This is a genomic window from Enterobacter cloacae complex sp. P13B (assembly GCF_014895915.1).
In the GTDB taxonomy this organism is placed as follows: Bacteria; Pseudomonadota; Gammaproteobacteria; order Enterobacterales; family Enterobacteriaceae; genus Enterobacter; species Enterobacter bugandensis.
Map to the genome: position 1 here is coordinate 218,233 of NZ_JADBQN010000010.1, position 18,522 is coordinate 236,754.

Below are 18,522 nucleotides of genomic sequence, written 5' to 3' on the forward strand. Positions count from 1 at the left end.
ACAAATCGCATAAGCAACATACATTAATGACTATAAGAGGTTCTTATATCTATGGATCAGACACGCTCTCTGGAAAGTTTCCTTGCCTATGTTCAGCAGCGCGACCCGCATCAAAGCGAATTTGCTCAGGCCGTTCGTGAAGTAATGACTACCCTCTGGCCGTTCCTTGAAGAAAACCCGCGCTATCGTCAACTGTCGCTGCTGGAACGTCTGGTTGAACCAGAACGTGTGATCCAGTTCCGCGTGACCTGGGTGGATGACCGCAACCAGGTACAGGTCAACCGCGCCTGGCGCGTGCAGTTTAACTCCGCCATCGGTCCGTTTAAGGGCGGCATGCGCTTTCACCCATCCGTGAACCTGTCGATTCTGAAATTCCTTGGCTTTGAACAGACGTTTAAAAACGCGCTCACCACCCTGCCAATGGGCGGCGGTAAAGGCGGGAGCGATTTCGACCCGAAAGGCAAAAGCGAAGGCGAAGTGATGAGTTTCTGTCAGGCGCTAATGACCGAGCTCTACCGCCACCTCGGCCCGGACACCGACGTACCGGCGGGGGATATCGGCGTGGGGGCCCGCGAAGTGGGCTTTATGGCCGGGATGATGAAAAAGCTCTCCAACAACAGCGCCTGCGTCTTTACCGGCAAAGGGCTATCGTTTGGCGGCAGCCTGATCCGCCCGGAGGCGACCGGCTACGGCCTGGTTTACTTCACCGAGGCAATGCTCAAGCGTCACGGCTTAGGTTTCGAGGGGATGCGCGTGGCGGTCTCCGGCTCCGGTAACGTGGCGCAGTACGCTATCGAAAAAGCGATGCAGTTTGGTGCCCGCGTGGTGACGGCCTCCGACTCTAAAGGCACGGTAGTGGACGAAGCGGGCTTTACGGCGGAGAAGCTGGCGCGCCTGTGCGAAATCAAAGCCAATCGCGATGGCCGACTTGCCGATTATGCCGCGGAGTTTGGCCTGACGTATCTGGAAGGCAAACAGCCGTGGGGCGTGCCGGTGGATATCGCCCTGCCGTGCGCCACGCAAAACGAACTGGACGCGGACGCCGCGCGCACGCTGATTAGCAACGGTGTGAAGGCGGTGGCCGAAGGGGCGAATATGCCGACCACTATCGAGGCGACGGATCTGTTCCTGGAGGCGGGCGTGCTGTTTGCGCCAGGCAAGGCGGCAAACGCGGGCGGCGTGGCGACCTCCGGCCTGGAGATGGCGCAAAACGCGGCGCGGCTCGGCTGGAAGGCGGAGAAAGTGGATGCCCGTTTGCACCACATCATGCTGGATATTCACCATGCCTGCGTCGAGTACGGCGGCGAGGCATCGCAAACCAACTACGTGCGCGGGGCGAATATCGCCGGGTTCGTGAAGGTGGCGGATGCGATGATTGGGCAGGGTGTGATTTAAGGTTTATATCATGCGGCCGGGTGCCCTTACCCCGGCCCTCTCCCACAGGGAGAGGGAGAAAACAGGGTGTATCAGGCCGCGCTCTTTTTCTTTTTGAACGGTTTCTTCGCGCCACCACCGTGTGCAACCATGCCTCTGAACCGCTTCACCGGCGTGCTGCGCGCCTGATCGATCAGCTGGTAAAGCGTCCCCACCAGCGGCTGCATAAAGTCCTGATAGCGGCACTGCTTTTCGCTGATTTGCGTCAGCACGGATTCCCAGTGCGCGGTCATGTCCGGCCTTGCGGCCAGCTCCGGCAGGGAGTGTATGAGCGCCCGGCCCGGTTCCGTTGAGTGGATGTAGCGCCCCTTTTTCTCAAGAAAACCTCGCTTAAAGAGCAGCTCAATGATCCCCGCGCGGGTTGCTTCCGTACCCAGTCCATCGGTGGCGCGCAGGATCTTCTTCAGATCTTTATCCTGCACAAAGCGGGCGATCCCGGTCATGGCTGACAGCAGCGTCGCATCGGTGAAGTGGCGCGGCGGCTGGGTCTGACGTTCAACCACTTCGCCCTTCTCGCACAGCAGTTCGTCATCTTTAGCGACCACCGGCAGCGGCGTGCCGTCGTTCTCCTCATCGCGCTCTTTATTGCCGAGGAGCGTGCGCCAGCCCGCTTCCGCCAGGAAACGCGCTTTAGCGATAAACTTGCCTTTGGCAATTTCCAGCTCGATGACGCACTTGCGGAACACCGCGTCCGGGCAGAACTGCATCAGGTACTGACGGGCGATCAGGTTATAGACCTTCGCTTCGTTATCGGTCAGGTTGACGCTGCTGGCGCGCGCCGTCGGGATAATCGCGTGGTGGGCATCGACCTTTTTGTCGTCCCAGCAGCGGTTATGGGTGTCCGGGTTAACGACGGACTGCGGGAGCAGATCCGGCGCGTGGACGCCGATGGCATTCATCACCGAATGGCGTCCGGCAAAGTGCTCTTCCGGCAGATAGCGGCTGTCCGAACGCGGATAGGTGATCAGCTTGTGGGTTTCGTAGAGTTTCTGGCAGATATCCAGCACGTTCTGCGCGCTGAGGCCAAAGCGCTTCGCGGCCTCAATCTGCAGAGCAGAAAGGGAGAACGGCAGCGGCGCGGGTTCTGATTCCCGTTTATCGTTATAGCTGGTAACGATGGCCGGCTGGCCGGTAATACGGTTAACCACATGCTCCGCCAGCGGACGGTGCAGCAAACGCCCCTCTTCATCCTGGTACGACTCGCAGGCGTCGCTCGGCTGCCAGACGGCGGTAAAGCGCTCGTCTTTCGGGGTGACGATATGCGCTTTCACTTCAAAGAAATCTTTGGCGACGAAGTTCTCGATCTCTTCGTCGCGACGCACCACCAGCCCCAGCACCGGCGTCTGCACGCGGCCCACGGAGAGTACGCCCTGATAGCCCGCGTTGCGCCCGAGGATGGTGTAGGCGCGGGTCATGTTGATGCCGTACAGCCAGTCGGCGCGGGCGCGCGCTAAAGCAGAGACGCACAGCGGAATAAACTCGCTGTTGGAACGCAGGCGCGAGATCGCCCGCTCAACGGCCTGCGGGTTGAGGTCGTTGATCAGGCAGCGCTGTACCTGCTGGCGCTTTTCCGGCGCCAGCTCAAGATAGTCCAGCACTTCGTCCACCAGCAGCTGCCCTTCCCTGTCCGGGTCACCTGCGTGGACCACTTCCGTCGCCTCATGCAGGAAGCGCTTAATGACGTTGAGCTGTTTGGTGACGGACGGACGAGGCTGAAGACGCCACTTTTCCGGCACGATGGGCAGATCGTTGAGGTTCCAGCGGGCGTAGCGGCTGTCGTAGACGTCCGGCTGCGCCTGTTCAAGCAGGTGGCCGATACACCAGGTGACCACCTGCCCGTTACCGCATTCGATAAAGCCGTCGCCTTTGCGATGCGGTTTAGGCAGCACGTCGGCGATGGCACGGGCCAGGCTCGGCTTTTCGGCAATAAACAACCGCATCGAATTAACGGATCTCAATCATCGGTCGGCCGCCGCGGGCGGTCACCAGTTCGCCGATCGCCGTCAGGGTGATGCCAAACTCGGCGGCGGTTACCTGAACCTCGGCTTCGGACTCCGGCGTGACGGCCAGCAGCAGGCCGCCGGAGGTTTGCGGATCGCACAGCAGGTTGCGCCACGCCTCAGGCATTTCGCCCATCAGGTGACCGTAGCTGGCGAAGTTGCGCTGGGTACCGCCCGGAACCGCGCCCTGGGCAATGTACTCTTCCACGCCAGGCAGCTTCGGCACGTCCTGATACCAGACCTGCGCCTGTACGCCCGCCCCCTGACAGACTTCAGAGAGGTGCCCCAGCAGGCCAAAACCGGTGACGTCGGTCATCGCCTTTACGCCGTCGATATTGGCGAACGCCGCGCCGGCGAGGTTCATCTGGCACATGACCTCCGTCGCCAGCCCTTTGTGCTCCGGTTTGAGCAGGGATTTTTTCTCAGCGGTGGTGAGCACACCAATGCCCAGCGGCTTGGTGAGGAACAGCTTGCAGCCCGCCTGCGCGGTGCTGTTGCGCTTCACGCGCTCGGTCGGCACCACGCCGGTAACGGCCAGACCGAAGATCGGCTCTGGCGCATCAATCGAGTGGCCGCCGGCCAGCGCAATCCCCGCCTGCTGGCAGGCGAAACGCCCGCCATCAATCACCTCGCGGGCGATTTCCGGTGGAATGGTGTTGATCGGCCAGCCCAGAATGGCGATGGCCATGATCGGCTTACCGCCCATGGCGAAGATATCGCTGATGGCGTTGGTGGCCGCGATGCGCCCGAAGTCGAACGGGTTATCAACAATCGGCATGAAGAAGTCAGTGGTGCTGATAATGCTGGTGCCGTTACCTAAGTCATAAACCGCCGCATCGTCACGCGTTTCGTTGCCGACAAGCAGGTTCGGGTCGACAAACTTCGCCTGTTCACTGTGCAGAATGGTCTCCAGCACTTTCGGGGAAATTTTACAACCGCAACCGGCTCCGTGGCTGTACTGCGTTAAACGAATGGTTTGCTCGCTCATGGACGTCTCCTGTCATCTCAATCGCGCTATGGTAGCGCTCATTCCATAAAGAGGTAAGTATGACTGTCTGAATTCTGCGGCGGATGCTCAGAATCCAGACAGTTTAGCGCGTGTAATTAAAAACGGCTGACGAAAGGCGTGGTGTCCGGCACGCTAATGGTGCTGGAGGCTTTAAGCTGCGGGGTGCCGAGGTAAAGGAAACCGACAATTTTGTCGTGCTCACCGCAGGAGAATCCTGCCCGCACTGCGGCGCTCTCGGTCAGCGGCCCGGTGCGCCAGATACCGTTATAACCCTGCGCAACGGCGGCCATCTGCATCGCCATCACCGCACAGCCGGCAGACATTTCCTGCTCCCAGACCGGCACCTTATGGTCGGCCTGGCATTTCGCCACGACAGCGATAATCATCGGGGCGCGGAACGGCGCGTTACGCGCCTTATCGATACCTTTCTCATCCTGCCCGGCGGCAACTGCCCCCTGCTCCAGCAGCTGACTGAAGCGATCGCGGCCTTCGCCTTCAATCACAAAGAAGTGCCACGGCTGCAGCGTGCCATGATCCGGCGCACGCATACCGGCACGCAGAATGTTTTCCAGCTGCTCGCCCGCAGGGGCGGGTTCGGCCAGACGTGACGCGCTACGACGGTTAACAAGCAGTTCGAGTGCATCCATTGGTTAACTCCTTTCTTGAAATTTACTCACAAAATTAACACGACGGCAGATTTTGTTACAGCCTGGCAGGCGATTCCTGCTGACAAGTGGCGGTTGGGTCATTACGATAACCCAACATTACCGTCCAGTGGCGACGGAAACAGTCATTTTCTGGTTAGGGAGAATACATGCGAACCCTTTGGCGAATCTTTGCCGGTTTCTTTAAATGGACGTGGCGACTGCTCAACTTCGTCCGCAACCTGGTGATGAACATCTTCTTCATCCTTCTGGTTCTGGTTTGCGCGGGCATCTGGATGCATATCAGCAACGCGAATCAGGCGCAGCATTCGACTCGTGGGGCCCTGTTACTCGATATCACCGGCGTGATCGTTGATAAACCGTCCACCAGCAACCGTCTGGGGGTGATCGGCCGCCAGCTGTTTGGCGCGACGTCAGACCGCCTGCAGGAGAACTCCCTGTTCGATATCGTCGATACTATCCGTCAGGCCAAAGACGACCGAAACATCACCGGGATCGTGCTGGATCTGAAAGATTTTGCCGGCGGCGACCAGCCTTCTATGCAGTACATCGGTAAAGCGCTGCGCGAGTTCCGCGACAGCGGCAAGCCGGTGATTGCCGTGGGCGACAGCTACAGCCAGGGGCAATATTATCTGGCAAGCTTCGCCAATAAGATCTGGCTTTCGCCGCAGGGTACGGTCGATCTGCACGGTTTTGCCACCAACGGCCTGTACTACAAATCGCTGCTCGACAAGCTGAAGGTCACCACCCACGTCTTCCGCGTCGGCACCTATAAATCTGCCGTGGAGCCGTTTATCCGCGACGATATGTCCCCTGCCGCCCGTGAAGCGGACAGCCGCTGGATTGGCGAGCTGTGGCAGAACTATCTGGGTACCGTTGCCGCTAACCGTCAAATTACCGCTGAGCAGGTGTTCCCTGGCGCTCGCGGCGTGCTGGATGGACTGCGCAAGGTCGACGGTGATACCGCGAAATATGCGCTCGACAACAAGCTGGTTGACGCGCTGGGCACCAGTGCAGATATCGAAAAAGCCCTGACCAAACAGTTTGGCTGGAGCAAAGAGGACAAAAACTACAGCGCCATCAGCATGTATGACTATGCTGCGAAAAAGCCGGACGACAGCGGCGACAGCGTAGCCGTGGTGTTTGCTAACGGCGCTATCATGGACGGTCAGGAAACACCGGGGAACGTCGGGGGTGATACTACCGCGTCGCAAATTCGTGATGCACGCCTTGACCCGAAAGTGAAAGCGATTGTCCTGCGGGTGAACAGCCCTGGCGGCAGCGTTAGCGCTTCCGAAGTGATCCGCGCCGAGCTGGCCGCAGCGCGTGCCGCTGGCAAGCCGATCGTCGTATCCATGGGCGGCATGGCCGCGTCTGGTGGGTACTGGATCTCCACGCCTGCCAACTATATTGTGGCGAACCCAAGCACGCTGACCGGCTCGATTGGCATCTTCGGGGTGATTAACACCGTGGAAAACAGCCTGGATTATCTGGGCGTGCATACCGATGGCGTTTCCACGTCGCCGCTGGCGGATGTGTCGATGACCAAATCTCTGCCGCCGGAAGTTTCAGAGATGATGCAGCTGAGCATTGAGAACGGCTATAAACGCTTTATCACGCTGGTTGCCGACTCGCGTAAAAAGACGCCGGAACAGATCGACCAGATTGCTCAGGGCCACGTCTGGACCGGACAGGATGCGAAGAGTAACGGTCTGGTCGACAGCCTGGGCGACTTCGACGACGCGGTGAAGAAAGCCGCCGAACTGGCGAAGCTCAAGCAGTGGCACGTTGAGTATTATCAGGACGAACCGTCGTTCTTCGATATGGTGATGGACAGCATGTCCGTCTCCGTACGCGCCATGCTGCCGGAGGCGCTGCAGGCGTACCTGCCGGCCCCGGTGACCACGGCTGCGAAAGCGATGAAGGCGGAAAGCGATAAGCTCGCGGCCTTTAACGATCCACAAAGTCGTTACGCGTTTTGCCTGACCTGCGCGAACGTCCGTTAAAAACCGTCCCCTCTTCCCGTGAAGAGGGGATTTTTTTCTTTTGAAGAACAAGAACTCACTACCATGCAGAAGAAATCGATTTATGTAGCCTACACTGGCGGTACCATCGGTATGCAGCGCTCTGAAAATGGCTATATCCCCGTCTCCGGCCATCTGCAGCGTCAGCTTGCGCTGATGCCTGAATTCCACCGTCCGGAAATGCCTGACTTCACCATCCACGAATACGAGCCGCTGATGGACTCCTCCGACATGACGCCGGAAGACTGGCAGCACATCGCGGATGACATTAAAGCCCATTACGACCAGTACGACGGCTTCGTGATCCTGCACGGCACCGACACCATGGCGTTCACCGCTTCGGCGCTCTCCTTCATGCTGGAGAACCTGAGCAAGCCGGTGATCGTCACCGGGTCGCAAATACCGCTGGCGGAGCTGCGCTCGGACGGGCAGATCAACCTGCTGAACTCCCTGTACGTGGCGGCGAATTACCCGATCAACGAAGTGTCGCTGTTCTTTAACAATCGCCTGTATCGCGGCAACCGCACCACCAAAGCCCATGCCGACGGTTTTGATGCCTTTGCCTCCCCTAACCTGCAGCCGCTGCTGGAAGCGGGTATTCATATCCGTCGTCTGGGAACGCCTCCGGCACCGAACACCGCCGGCGAGCTGATTGTGCATCCGATTACCCCGCAGCCGATTGGCGTGGTCACCATTTATCCGGGCATCTCCGCGGACGTGGTGCGCAACTTCCTTCGCCAGCCGGTGAAAGCGCTGATCCTCCGTTCCTATGGCGTCGGCAACGCTCCGCAGAACGGCGAATTTCTGAAGGAGCTTCAGGAAGCCAGCGAGCGCGGAATTGTGGTGGTAAACCTGACCCAGTGCATGTCTGGCAAGGTCAATATGGGCGGTTATGCCACTGGCAACGCGCTGGCGCACGCGGGGGTGATCAGCGGCTTCGATATGACCGTTGAGGCGACACTGACTAAACTTCACTATTTACTGAGTCAGGATCTGGACATTCAGTCCATTCGCCGCGCAATGATGCAAAACCTTCGCGGCGAGCTGACCCCGGACGAATAAGGAGCTCTCATGAAGCAACGCGCCCTGCTACTGGTCGATTTGCAAAATGATTTCTGCGCGGGCGGCGCGCTGGCCGTCGCCGAAGGTGACAGCACCGTTGACGTGGCAAATACCCTGATTGACTGGTGCAAAGCCCGCGGTGAAGCGGTTGTCGCCAGCCAGGACTGGCACCCGGCGAACCACGGCAGCTTTGCCAGCCAGCACAACGTTGAGCCTTTCACCCAGGGTGAACTCGACGGTCTGGCGCAAACCTTCTGGCCGGATCACTGCGTACAGCAGACCGAAGGAGCGGAGCTGCACCCGCTCCTGAATCAGAAGGCCATCGACGCGGTGTTCCATAAAGGTGAAAACCCGGTTATCGACAGCTACAGCGCGTTTTTCGATAACGGGCATCGCCAGAAGACGGCGCTGGACGCGTGGTTACGTCACCATGAAATCACGGAGCTGATCGTGCTGGGTCTGGCGACGGATTACTGCGTGAAGTTTACCGTGCTGGACGCCCTCCAGCTGGGTTATACCGTTAGCGTCATCACCGACGGCTGTCGTGGGGTGAACATCCAACCACAGGACAGCGCCCAGGCGTTTATGGATATGGCCGCCGAAGGTGCCACGCTGTATACGCTTGCAGACTGGCTGGAAACGCAGGCGTAGCCTTTTAAGCCGGGTGGCGCTGATGCTTACCCGGCAAAACCCCTCCCCAATCCCCATAAAGTGAACTCCCTCGCATCCTCAGCGAAGCGGCAATGCTATTCTCTTCAGGCTGTTTTTTCGCCACGCCTTTTCTGTGGCGTGGTTATTTTTATTAAGTCAAAGAGGAACTTGTATGAAACGTTTGCCCCTGCTGGCAGCATTACCCTTGCTTTGCGCGTCGCTTGCTTCCGCCGCACCTCTGATGTCCGTGGGCTACTTTAACGGGGGTGGTGACGTCACCGCCGGACCGGGTGGCGATATCAATAAACTGGACGTTCGTCAGATCACCCACCTGAACTACTCGTTTGGGCTTGTTTATAACAACGAGAAAGATGAGACCAACCCTGCGCTGAAAGATCCGGCGAAGCTGCATCAAATCTGGCTGTCGCCAAAAGTGGCGTCCGATCTGGCCCTTATCCCGACCTTGCGTAAACAAAACCCGAACCTGAAAGTCCTGCTCTCCGTTGGCGGCTGGGGGGCGCGTGGCTTCTCTGGCGCAGCGGCAACCCAGGAGAGTCGCGCGGTGTTTATCCGCTCCGCGAAGGAAATTGTTGAGAAATACGGTCTGGACGGGATCGATCTCGACTGGGAATATCCGGTCAACGGCGCGTGGGGGCTGGTTGCAAGCCAGCCAGCCGACAGGGATAACTTCACCGCCCTGCTGAAAGAGATGCGCAACGCGTTCGGGCAGAAAAAGCTGGTGACCATTGCGGTGGGCGCGAATGCGGAAAGTCCGAAAAGCTGGGTGGATGTCAAAGCCATCGCCCCGCTCCTCGACTACATCAACCTGATGACCTACGACATGGCGTACGGGACACAGTACTTCAACGCGAACCTGAATGACTCCAGCGCCTGGCCAACGGTGGCTGCCGCCGACAAATACAGCGTAGATTTTGTGGTGAACAACTATCTGGCCGCCGGACTTAAGCCGAAGCAGATGAACCTCGGGATCGGTTTTTACGGCCGCGTACCGAAACGTGCGGTTGAACCGGGCATTGACTGGAGCAAGCCGGACGCGCAAAAAAATCCGGTCACACAGCCCTACTTTGGACCGCAGGAGATCGCCCTGTTTAAGTCGCTCGGCTATGACCTGACCAAAGATACCTACGTGAAGTACAACGATATCGTGAAGAAGCTGCTGAACGATCCGCAGAAGCGTTTTACCGAGCACTGGGACGACCAGGCGAAGGTACCGTGGCTCTCGGTAAAGGGTGCCGATGGCAACGCGCTGTTTGCGATTTCGTATGAGAATCCGCGTTCTGTCGCGATCAAGGCGGACTACATCAAAGAGAAAGGCCTCGCCGGGGCAATGTTCTGGGAGTACGGAGCAGACGACAATAATCTGTTAGCGAAACAGCTGGCGGAGTCGCTCGGGATCCCGCATAAGTAGTAAGACACCAGTCCCTCTCCCACAGAGAGAGGGCCTGGTGAGAGCATCAACCCGCACCGTTATTGCATTTTGATTGTCGCAATCGGCTTCGGCGTGATGCCAAAATCTTCCTTCAGCTCGCGCTTGCTCTTCATCACCATCTGACCGTTAGTGTCGATAGTCATGTGTTGCGCATCGGTGTTATTGCGCGCCTGCCACAGCATCACCAGCTGCAAACTGTTCTCTTTTTGCTCAGGCGTGAGCGCCACACCGTCCGGCCATTTTCCCAGCTCAACGGCGGTCACCAGACGCTGATAAACTTCCGGGGTCATCCCGTTAATCATGTCCTCAATATTCACGATCTCTCCCTTTCAAAGGAATAATTTGCTGAATCGTTTTTTCAACCCTTAATCTGGTCGCCGTTTTCATCATCGGTGAAGCTCATTGAGGCTGAATTCACGCAGAAACGCTCACCCGTTGGCTGAGGACCGTCCGGGAAGACGTGCCCCAGGTGCGCGTCGCAGTTACCGCAGCGAATTTCCGTGCGCACCATACCGTGCGACGAGTCGGTCAGATAGCGGATTGCCTCATCGCTCACCGGCTCGTAAAAGCTCGGCCAGCCGCAGCCGGAGTCGTATTTCGTTTGTGAATTGAACAGCGGGGCATCGCAGACCAGACAGTGATAGACACCGTCTCGCTTGTTGTGCAGTAATCGCCCGGTAAATGGCGGCTCCGTGCCGTGATTCTGGGTCACGTAAAACTGCATTTCGGTGAGGTTTTTTTTCAAATCGTCGGGGTTATGTTGGTTCGACATATGCTTACATCTCGCTGTAGAAACAGACATCTTTTAACCCGGATTCTAACAAAACATTAACACCCTTGCGTGCACTTTTGTTCTAAACTTATGTGTCGCGAAAAGGCGGTCAGGCAATTGTGATCACGTTCACATTTTTATCCTGCGAGGACTTTAAAATTCCGGGCGCAGCCCCCATGTGGTTGCAAGCTCAAAGGGAAAGTGAGGCGAGTCAGTCGCACAAACGTTAGTCACAGGATTGATTTGTCGCAATGATTGACACGATTCCGCTTGACGCTGCGTAAGGTTTTTGTAATTTTACAGGCAACCTTTTATTCACTAACAAATAGCTGGTGGAATATATGACTATCAAAGTAGGTATCAACGGTTTTGGCCGTATCGGCCGTATTGTTTTCCGTGCTGCTCAGAAACGTTCTGACATCGAAATCGTTGGTATCAACGATCTCCTGGACGCTGAATACATGGCGTACATGCTGAAGTACGACTCAACTCACGGTCGTTTCGACGGCACCGTTGAAGTGAAAGACGGCCACCTGGTTGTTAACGGCAAAACCATCCGCGTTACTGCTGAGAAAGACCCAGCTAACCTGAAATGGAACGAAATCGGTGTTGACGTTGTTGCTGAAGCAACCGGTATCTTCCTGACCGACGAAACTGCACGTAAACACATCACTGCGGGTGCGAAGAAAGTTGTTCTGACTGGTCCTTCCAAAGACAACACCCCAATGTTCGTTCGCGGTGCAAACTTCGAAACTTACGCTGGCCAGGACATCGTTTCTAACGCATCCTGCACCACCAACTGCCTGGCTCCGCTGGCTAAAGTGATCAACGACAACTTCGGCATCATCGAAGGTCTGATGACTACCGTTCACGCGACCACCGCTACTCAGAAAACCGTTGATGGCCCGTCTCACAAAGACTGGCGTGGCGGCCGTGGCGCGGCTCAGAACATCATCCCATCCTCTACCGGTGCTGCTAAAGCGGTAGGTAAAGTACTGCCAGAACTGAATGGCAAACTGACTGGTATGGCGTTCCGCGTTCCAACTCCTAACGTATCCGTTGTTGACCTGACCGTTCGTCTGGAAAAAGCTGCTTCTTATGAAGAAATTAAGAAAGCAATCAAAGCTGCTTCCGAAGGCCCAATGAAAGGCGTTCTGGGTTACACCGAAGACGACGTTGTATCTACCGATTTCAACGGCGAAGTGTGCACTTCCGTGTTCGATGCTAAAGCAGGTATCGCACTGAACGACAACTTCGTGAAACTGGTTTCCTGGTACGACAACGAAACCGGCTACTCTAACAAAGTACTGGACCTGATCGCTCACATCTCCAAATAAGTTGAGATGAGTGTTTGATCCAAAAAGGCGACTTCGGTCGCCTTTTTTATTGTTTTTTAGACAGAGGATTGCTTAATGATAAATAAAATTTTTGCACTTCCGGTAGTCGAACAACTTACCCCTGTGCTCTCCCGCCGTCAGATTGACGGTGCCGACGTTATCGTCGTTGACCACCCGCGCGTTAAAGCCTCCGTGGCGCTGAACGGCGCACACCTGCTCTCCTGGAAACCGGAAGGCGAAGCGGAAGCGCTGTGGCTGAGTGACGCCACCTCGTTCAAAAAAGGGGATGCGATTCGCGGCGGCGTACCGATCTGCTGGCCGTGGTTTGGCCCGTCCGCACAGCCGGGTTTGCCTTCTCACGGTTTCGCCCGTAACCAGCAATGGACGCTGAAAGCGCATAACGAAGACGACAACGGCGCAGTGCTGACCTTTGAGCTGCAGGCTAATGATGAAACCCGCGCCCTGTGGCCGCATGATTTCACCCTGTATGCCCGCTTCAAACTGGGTCAAAGCTGCGAGATTGAGCTGGAAGCCCACGGCGAGTTCGAGACCACCTCTGCCCTGCATACCTACTTCAACGTGGGTGACATCAATGCAGTGAAGGTGAGCGGCCTGGGCGATACCTTTATCGACAAAGTTGATAACGCGAAGGAAGGTAAGCTGAGTGACGGCGTTCAGGCGTTCCCTGACCGTACTGACCGCGTCTATCTGCATCCGGAAGCGTGCAGCGTGATCCACGACGGTGCTCTGAACCGCGGCATTGAGGTGGTTCATCACCATCACAGCAACGTGGTGGGCTGGAACCCGGGGCCTGCACTCTCCATCAGCATGGCCGACATCCCTGATGACGGTTACAAAACGTTCGTCTGCGTGGAAACAGCCTGCGTGACGACCCCGCAAAAAGCGAGCGAGGAAAAGCCGTCTCGTTTAGGGCAGACAATTCGCATCGTTAAGCGATAAGGTCGCTGCACCACACCAAAGCAAACGGGGCGCAAGCGCCCCGTTTTGATGCAATGATTGCACCGCAATAATGCACAATCAGAACTTGTAGGTCACACCCACCGAGAAGATGCCAGCCCAGGACTTATCAACCATCGGGCTATCCTTCACTTCGTCGCTCAGACGCTCGTAACGGCCGGTACCGTAGACGCTCCAGTCGCCGAGGAAGTTATAGCTCGCGGTCAGCTCCAGGTAAGGATCCCAGCCATCATCGGCGCTGTAGCTTTTCAGCCCACTGCGGCGGGACTCGTTTTTAGAAACGCCGTAGTAATAGTCGTTGTAGTTTTCACTGTTGTACTGCACGCCGATACCCGGCGTCAGGGTGAGCCCACCGTTGGTATAGCGATACAACCACGCCAGATCCCAGATAAAGCCGTTGCTGTTATCCAGCGTATCACCCGCCAGGGCCGTACGGAGGAAGCCATACTGGGTGTTATGCACGTATGAAAGCCCGGCCATCATGGAGCTTTTGCGCTTGTCGAGCTGGCGAAGCGCGTGGCTGTCGCTGTCGCCCGGCTTGAAGTGCGTTGGATCGTAGTAGGCCATGATAGAAAGCTTATCGGCCGTATCGTTCCACAGATAGTAGCCGCCGCCGAGACCGCGGAACCAGAAGTTATCGCCTTCATAGGTGATAACGGGTACAGGATAAACATCGCGGTCATACTGTTTGTATGGGCTGTTAATGACGCCAACGCCCGCACCCACCGTCCACTGACTTTCCGCCTGAGCGGTGCTAACTGCGGTCGCGGCAAGGATGCCCAATGCCAGAAGTTTGAGTTTGGTCACAATCCATTCTTTCCTGTAGTCAAATAATCAGCGGGTGAAGTGTAACCGCCATTCCCGTACATCCCAAAATTTTTTGCCTGCTAATCAGTCTGATTAACCCATTATTTTTAACTTTTCAGATGACAACCCGCTTTCATTTATATGACCGCTGAATGAAAAACGTGCTTAAGCCTTATAACCAGGGTGGAAATTTTTGGATGAGTTATTGATATGTCATTGAAATTAGTTTTTCTCAGCATGCAAGTTTGGCAAATGCCATCTACGCTTAAATTTAAGAAGAGTTTTCCTGAACACCTGCGGTTCTTAGCGTCTGACCTGGCACACAGGTTGCTGCTCTGGCAGTGGGGTGCGAGAGATTCTCTTCCGGGAGCCTCCACTACTCATACGAACGGCTCTTATCCTGTGCTAAAAAACGAAAGGACGGCATGCCATGAATATATTCGATCACTATCGCCAGCGCTACGAAGCTGCCAAGGACGAAGAGTTCACACTGCAGGAGTTTCTTACCATTTGTCGGCAAGATCGCAGTGCCTATGCCAATGCGGCAGAACGGCTATTGATGGCTATCGGTGAGCCAAACATGGTTGATACTGCCCTGGAGCCACGGCTTTCCCGTCTATTTTCGAATCGGGTGGTCGCCCGATATCCGGCGTTCGAAGAGTTCTATGGTATGGAAGATGCCATTGAACAGATTGTCTCCTATCTGAAGCATGCCGCCCAGGGTCTGGAAGAGAAGAAACAGATCCTCTATTTACTCGGCCCCGTCGGCGGCGGTAAATCCTCGCTGGCTGAACGCCTGAAGTCGCTGATGCAGCGCGTACCGATTTACGTGCTGAGCGCCAACGGCGAACGCAGCCCGGTGAACGACCATCCGCTGTGCCTGTTTAACCCGCAGGAAGATGCGCAAATTCTGGATAAAGAGTTTGGCATCCCGCGTCGCTACCTCGGCACCATTATGTCGCCGTGGGCGGCAAAACGCCTGCACGAATTTGGCGGTGATATCACCAAATTCCGCGTCGTGAAAGTGTGGCCATCCATCCTGGAGCAGATCGCTATCGCCAAAACGGAACCGGGTGATGAGAACAACCAGGATATCTCAGCGCTGGTGGGTAAAGTCGATATCCGTAAGCTGGAAAACTTCGCACAAAACGACCCGGATGCCTATGGCTATTCTGGTGCGCTGTGCCGCGCCAACCAGGGGATTATGGAATTCGTCGAGATGTTTAAAGCACCGATCAAAGTGCTGCATCCTCTGCTGACGGCGACCCAGGAAGGGAACTACAACGGGACGGAAGGTATCTCCGCCCTGCCGTTTAACGGGATTATTCTCGCCCACTCGAACGAATCGGAATGGGTAACCTTCCGTAATAACAAAAACAATGAGGCCTTCCTTGACCGCGTGTACATCGTCAAGGTGCCTTATTGCCTGCGGATCTCCGAAGAGATCAAAATTTACGAAAAACTGCTTAACCACAGTGAGCTGGTGCATGCGCCATGCGCTCCGGGCACGCTGGAAACGCTCTCGCGCTTCTCCATCCTGTCGCGCCTGAAAGAGCCGGAAAACTCCAGCATCTATTCGAAAATGCGCGTCTACGACGGTGAAAGCCTGAAAGATACCGACCCGAAAGCGAAATCGTACCAGGAATACCGCGATTACGCCGGGGTTGATGAAGGGATGAACGGCCTCTCCACGCGTTTCGCGTTTAAGATCCTCTCCCGGGTCTTTAACTTCGACCACGCGGAAGTGGCGGCCAACCCGGTTCATCTGTTCTATGTCCTGGAGCAGCAAATCGAGCGCGAGCAGTTCCCGCAGGAGCAGGCTGAACGCTACCTTGAGTTCCTGAAAGGCTACCTGATCCCGAAATACGCCGAGTTCATTGGCAAAGAGATCCAGACGGCCTATCTGGAATCCTATTCAGAATACGGGCAGAACATTTTCGACCGCTATGTCACCTATGCTGACTTCTGGATCCAGGATCAGGAGTACCGCGACCCGGATACCGGCCAGCTGTTTGATCGTGAATCCCTGAACGCGGAGCTGGAGAAAATCGAGAAGCCTGCCGGGATCAGCAACCCGAAAGACTTCCGTAATGAGATTGTGAACTTCGTCCTGCGCGCCAGAGCGCATAATAACGGGCGCAATCCGAACTGGACCAGCTACGAGAAGCTGCGCACGGTTATTGAGAAGAAAATGTTCTCCAATACCGAAGAGCTGCTGCCGGTGATCTCGTTCAACACCAAAACCTCAACCGACGAGCAGAAGAAACACGACGATTTTGTCGACCGTATGATGGAAAAAGGCTACACCCGCAAACAGGTTCGCCTGCTCTGCGAATGGTATCTGCGCGTGCGTAAATCGTCCTAAAACAAGTGCCCGGTAGCGCCTGCGCCTGCCGGGCCAACAAAAACGCAAGTTGGCAAATGCAGTACGGGGGGTATATGACCTGGTTTATTGACCGGCGTCTTAACGGCAAAAACAAGAGCACGGTGAACCGCCAGCGCTTCTTGCGCCGTTATAAAGCGCAAATTAAACAGTCGATCTCCGAGGCCATCAACAAACGCTCGGTGACCGACGTCGACAGCGGCGAGTCTGTCTCCATCCCTACCGATGACATCAGCGAACCGATGTTTCATCAGGGGCGCGGCGGCCTGCGCCATCGCGTTCATCCAGGTAACGACCACTTCGTTCAGAACGACAGGATTGAGCGCCCTCAGGGCGGCGGCGGTGGTTCAGGAAGCGGTCAGGGGCAGGCCAGCCAGGACGGTGAAGGCCAGGATGAGTTCGTTTTCCAGATTTCGAAAGATGAATATCTCGACCTGCTGTTTGAGGACCTTGCGCTGCCGAATCTGAAAAAGAATCAGCATCGTCAGCTTAACGAGTATAAAACCCATCGCGCGGGCTATACCGCTAACGGCGTGCCCGCCAATATCAGCGTTGTGCGTTCGTTGCAGAATTCTCTGGCGCGTCGCACGGCCATGACGGCAGGCAAACGTCGCGAACTGCGCGAGCTGGAGAGCAGCCTGAAGGTCGTGGAAAACACGGAGCCGGCGCAGCTGCTGGAAGAGGAGCGCCTGCGTAAAGAGATTGCCGAGCTAAGAGCGAAGATCGACCGCGTGCCGTTTATCGATACCTTCGACCTGCGCTACAAGAACTACGAAAAACGTCCTGAACCCTCCAGCCAGGCGGTCATGTTCTGTCTGATGGACGTCTCCGGCTCGATGGACCAGGCCACCAAGGATATGGCGAAGCGTTTCTATATCCTGCTCTACCTGTTCCTGAGCAGAACCTATAAGAACGTGGAAGTGGTCTATATCCGCCATCACACTCAGGCCAAAGAGGTGGATGAACATGAGTTCTTCTACTCCCAGGAGACGGGGGGGACCATCGTATCAAGCGCCCTGAAGCTGATGGATGAAGTAGTGAAAGAGCGTTACGACCCGGCGCAGTGGAACATTTATGCCGCGCAGGCGTCGGATGGCGACAACTGGGCCGACGACTCACCGCTGTGTCACGAGATCCTGGCGAAGAAAATTCTGCCGGTGGTGCGTTACTACAGCTATATCGAAATTACCCGTCGCGCCCACCAGACCCTGTGGCGGGAATATGAACATCTGCAGTCCATGTTCGATAACTTTGCCATGCAGCATATCCGCGATCAGGATGATATTTATCCTGTGTTCAGGGAGCTGTTCCACAAGCAATCTGCTACCAGCAACGCATAACCCAACAGCCAGCGAATCCGCTGGCTGTTTTCTTTCGACCCCGTTTATCCCGTGCTAATGTAGCAAGCTGCATACTGGATTATCACCGGGAAAATTATGATGACTGACGACGTTATGGGGACAAGTACCCACCATCAGCTGATTACCTTACTCACCGAGCAGGGCGCGCGTTTTCGCGTCATGGAGCACGAGGCGGTGGGGAAATGCGAAGCGGTGAGTGAAATTCGCGGGACCGATCTGCGCCAGGGGGCAAAAGCCCTGGTCTGCAAGGTGAAGGGCAACGGCGTTAAAAAACACGTACTGGCGATTCTGGCCGCCGACCTGCAGGCCGATCTGAGCCAGCTTGCCAGCCATTTTGGCGGGCTTAAAGCCTCCCTCGCCAGCCCGGCCGAGGTCGATACCCTTACCGCCTGCGTTTTTGGCGCGATCCCGCCTTTTAGCTTCCATCCTGATTTGGCGCTGGTGGCCGACCCGCTGCTGTTCGAGCGTTTCGACGAAATTGCCTTTAACGCCGGTTTACTGGAGAAATCCGTGATCATGGACACCCAGGATTACCTGCGCATCGCCCGTCCTGAGCTTGTAAACTTCCATAAGGCGTCGTCGTGACGGC

The 18,522-nt window shown here is 56.3% G+C and carries 16 protein-coding genes; 10 read left to right on the top strand and 6 right to left on the bottom strand.

The window, feature by feature from the left end:
- The first annotated feature begins 51 nt into the window (after nucleotides 1–51).
- A complete protein-coding gene (gdhA, locus tag IM273_RS06470; protein WP_193050232.1) occupies nucleotides 52–1,395 on the top strand; it encodes an NADP-specific glutamate dehydrogenase in 1,344 nt (447 codons plus the stop codon).
- A gap of 71 nt (nucleotides 1,396–1,466) precedes the next feature.
- Here the strand turns inward: gdhA and IM273_RS06475 are convergent, their stop codons facing one another.
- The 3 genes from IM273_RS06475 to IM273_RS06485 all read right to left on the bottom strand — a co-directional run bounded on the left by IM273_RS06475 (nucleotide 1,467) and on the right by IM273_RS06485 (nucleotide 5,090).
- Nucleotides 1,467–3,374 (bottom strand): DNA topoisomerase III, encoded by a 1,908-nt coding sequence (locus IM273_RS06475; protein ID WP_059356903.1) that lies wholly within the window; start codon nucleotides 3,372–3,374, stop codon nucleotides 1,467–1,469.
- A gap of 4 nt (nucleotides 3,375–3,378) precedes the next feature.
- Nucleotides 3,379–4,422, bottom strand: coding sequence for a selenide, water dikinase SelD (gene selD, locus IM273_RS06480; protein ID WP_193050234.1), 1,044 nt, complete (start codon nucleotides 4,420–4,422; stop codon nucleotides 3,379–3,381).
- Nucleotides 4,423–4,538: 116 nt separating this feature from the next.
- Complete coding sequence (locus IM273_RS06485; RefSeq protein WP_028012776.1) at nucleotides 4,539–5,090, bottom strand: NAD(P)H nitroreductase; 552 nt, start codon at nucleotides 5,088–5,090, stop codon at nucleotides 4,539–4,541.
- 167 nt (nucleotides 5,091–5,257) lie between these two features.
- Between IM273_RS06485 and sppA the strand changes: the two genes are divergently transcribed.
- From sppA to IM273_RS06505, 4 genes are all read left to right on the top strand, one after another.
- On the top strand, nucleotides 5,258–7,114 hold the full coding sequence (sppA, locus tag IM273_RS06490; protein ID WP_028012775.1) for a signal peptide peptidase SppA: 1,857 nt from the start codon (nucleotides 5,258–5,260) through the stop codon (nucleotides 7,112–7,114).
- 63 nt (nucleotides 7,115–7,177) lie between these two features.
- On the top strand, nucleotides 7,178–8,194 hold the full coding sequence (gene ansA, locus IM273_RS06495) for an asparaginase (RefSeq protein WP_028012774.1): 1,017 nt from the start codon (nucleotides 7,178–7,180) through the stop codon (nucleotides 8,192–8,194).
- A gap of 9 nt (nucleotides 8,195–8,203) precedes the next feature.
- Entirely contained in the window at nucleotides 8,204–8,845 is a 642-nt protein-coding gene (pncA, locus tag IM273_RS06500; protein WP_136486108.1) for a bifunctional nicotinamidase/pyrazinamidase, read from the top strand.
- Nucleotides 8,846–9,017: 172 nt separating this feature from the next.
- Entirely contained in the window at nucleotides 9,018–10,274 is a 1,257-nt protein-coding gene (locus tag IM273_RS06505; protein WP_193050236.1) for a glycoside hydrolase family 18 protein, read from the top strand.
- Nucleotides 10,275–10,333: 59 nt separating this feature from the next.
- Here the strand turns inward: IM273_RS06505 and IM273_RS06510 are convergent, their stop codons facing one another.
- Complete coding sequence (locus IM273_RS06510) at nucleotides 10,334–10,612, bottom strand: YeaC family protein (protein WP_028012771.1); 279 nt, start codon at nucleotides 10,610–10,612, stop codon at nucleotides 10,334–10,336.
- Between the two features lie 41 nt (nucleotides 10,613–10,653).
- Nucleotides 10,654–11,067, bottom strand: a complete 414-nt coding sequence (gene msrB / locus IM273_RS06515; protein WP_193050238.1) for a peptide-methionine (R)-S-oxide reductase MsrB — start codon at nucleotides 11,065–11,067, stop codon at nucleotides 10,654–10,656.
- Nucleotides 11,068–11,408: 341 nt separating this feature from the next.
- On the opposite strand from msrB, the gene gapA reads away from it, so the two are divergent.
- Together gapA and IM273_RS06525 are read left to right on the top strand one after the other, a co-directional pair.
- Nucleotides 11,409–12,404 carry a glyceraldehyde-3-phosphate dehydrogenase gene (gene gapA, locus IM273_RS06520; RefSeq protein ID WP_006809136.1) on the top strand — a complete coding sequence of 332 codons (996 nt, stop codon included), beginning with the start codon at nucleotides 11,409–11,411 and terminating at the stop codon, nucleotides 12,402–12,404.
- Between the two features lie 75 nt (nucleotides 12,405–12,479).
- Entirely contained in the window at nucleotides 12,480–13,364 is an 885-nt protein-coding gene (locus IM273_RS06525; protein ID WP_041910476.1) for a D-hexose-6-phosphate mutarotase, read from the top strand.
- 78 nt (nucleotides 13,365–13,442) lie between these two features.
- Here the strand turns inward: IM273_RS06525 and IM273_RS06530 are convergent, their stop codons facing one another.
- Nucleotides 13,443–14,189 carry a MipA/OmpV family protein gene (locus IM273_RS06530; RefSeq protein WP_023335330.1) on the bottom strand — a complete coding sequence of 249 codons (747 nt, stop codon included), beginning with the start codon at nucleotides 14,187–14,189 and terminating at the stop codon, nucleotides 13,443–13,445.
- 430 nt (nucleotides 14,190–14,619) lie between these two features.
- On the opposite strand from IM273_RS06530, the gene yeaG reads away from it, so the two are divergent.
- The 3 genes from yeaG to IM273_RS06545 all read left to right on the top strand — a co-directional run bounded on the left by yeaG (nucleotide 14,620) and on the right by IM273_RS06545 (nucleotide 18,518).
- Nucleotides 14,620–16,554 carry a protein kinase YeaG gene (gene yeaG, locus IM273_RS06535; protein ID WP_014883443.1) on the top strand — a complete coding sequence of 645 codons (1,935 nt, stop codon included), beginning with the start codon at nucleotides 14,620–14,622 and terminating at the stop codon, nucleotides 16,552–16,554.
- A gap of 74 nt (nucleotides 16,555–16,628) precedes the next feature.
- Nucleotides 16,629–17,912, top strand: a complete 1,284-nt coding sequence (locus IM273_RS06540; protein WP_028012767.1) for a YeaH/YhbH family protein — start codon at nucleotides 16,629–16,631, stop codon at nucleotides 17,910–17,912.
- Nucleotides 17,913–18,011: 99 nt separating this feature from the next.
- Nucleotides 18,012–18,518 carry a YbaK/prolyl-tRNA synthetase associated domain-containing protein gene (locus tag IM273_RS06545; protein WP_028012766.1) on the top strand — a complete coding sequence of 169 codons (507 nt, stop codon included), beginning with the start codon at nucleotides 18,012–18,014 and terminating at the stop codon, nucleotides 18,516–18,518.
- Nucleotides 18,519–18,522: the final 4 nt, after the last annotated feature.

What these genes read in the sequence shown, in the direction of transcription:
- IM273_RS06505 (WP_193050236.1), top strand. Translation starts at nt 9,018, where the DNA reads ATGAAACGTTTGCCCCTGCTGGCAGCATTACCCTTGCTTTGCGCGTCG.
- yeaG (WP_014883443.1), top strand. Translation starts at nt 14,620, where the DNA reads ATGAATATATTCGATCACTATCGCCAGCGCTACGAAGCTGCCAAGGAC.
- msrB (WP_193050238.1), bottom strand. Translation starts at nt 11,067, where the DNA reads ATGTCGAACCAACATAACCCCGACGATTTGAAAAAAAACCTCACCGAA.
- IM273_RS06525 (WP_041910476.1), top strand. Translation starts at nt 12,480, where the DNA reads ATGATAAATAAAATTTTTGCACTTCCGGTAGTCGAACAACTTACCCCT.
- IM273_RS06545 (WP_028012766.1), top strand. Translation starts at nt 18,012, where the DNA reads ATGACTGACGACGTTATGGGGACAAGTACCCACCATCAGCTGATTACC.
- IM273_RS06485 (WP_028012776.1), bottom strand. Translation starts at nt 5,090, where the DNA reads ATGGATGCACTCGAACTGCTTGTTAACCGTCGTAGCGCGTCACGTCTG.
- gapA (WP_006809136.1), top strand. Translation starts at nt 11,409, where the DNA reads ATGACTATCAAAGTAGGTATCAACGGTTTTGGCCGTATCGGCCGTATT.
- sppA (WP_028012775.1), top strand. Translation starts at nt 5,258, where the DNA reads ATGCGAACCCTTTGGCGAATCTTTGCCGGTTTCTTTAAATGGACGTGG.
- IM273_RS06475 (WP_059356903.1), bottom strand. Translation starts at nt 3,374, where the DNA reads ATGCGGTTGTTTATTGCCGAAAAGCCGAGCCTGGCCCGTGCCATCGCC.
- IM273_RS06540 (WP_028012767.1), top strand. Translation starts at nt 16,629, where the DNA reads ATGACCTGGTTTATTGACCGGCGTCTTAACGGCAAAAACAAGAGCACG.
- pncA (WP_136486108.1), top strand. Translation starts at nt 8,204, where the DNA reads ATGAAGCAACGCGCCCTGCTACTGGTCGATTTGCAAAATGATTTCTGC.
- ansA (WP_028012774.1), top strand. Translation starts at nt 7,178, where the DNA reads ATGCAGAAGAAATCGATTTATGTAGCCTACACTGGCGGTACCATCGGT.
- gdhA (WP_193050232.1), top strand. Translation starts at nt 52, where the DNA reads ATGGATCAGACACGCTCTCTGGAAAGTTTCCTTGCCTATGTTCAGCAG.
- selD (WP_193050234.1), bottom strand. Translation starts at nt 4,422, where the DNA reads ATGAGCGAGCAAACCATTCGTTTAACGCAGTACAGCCACGGAGCCGGT.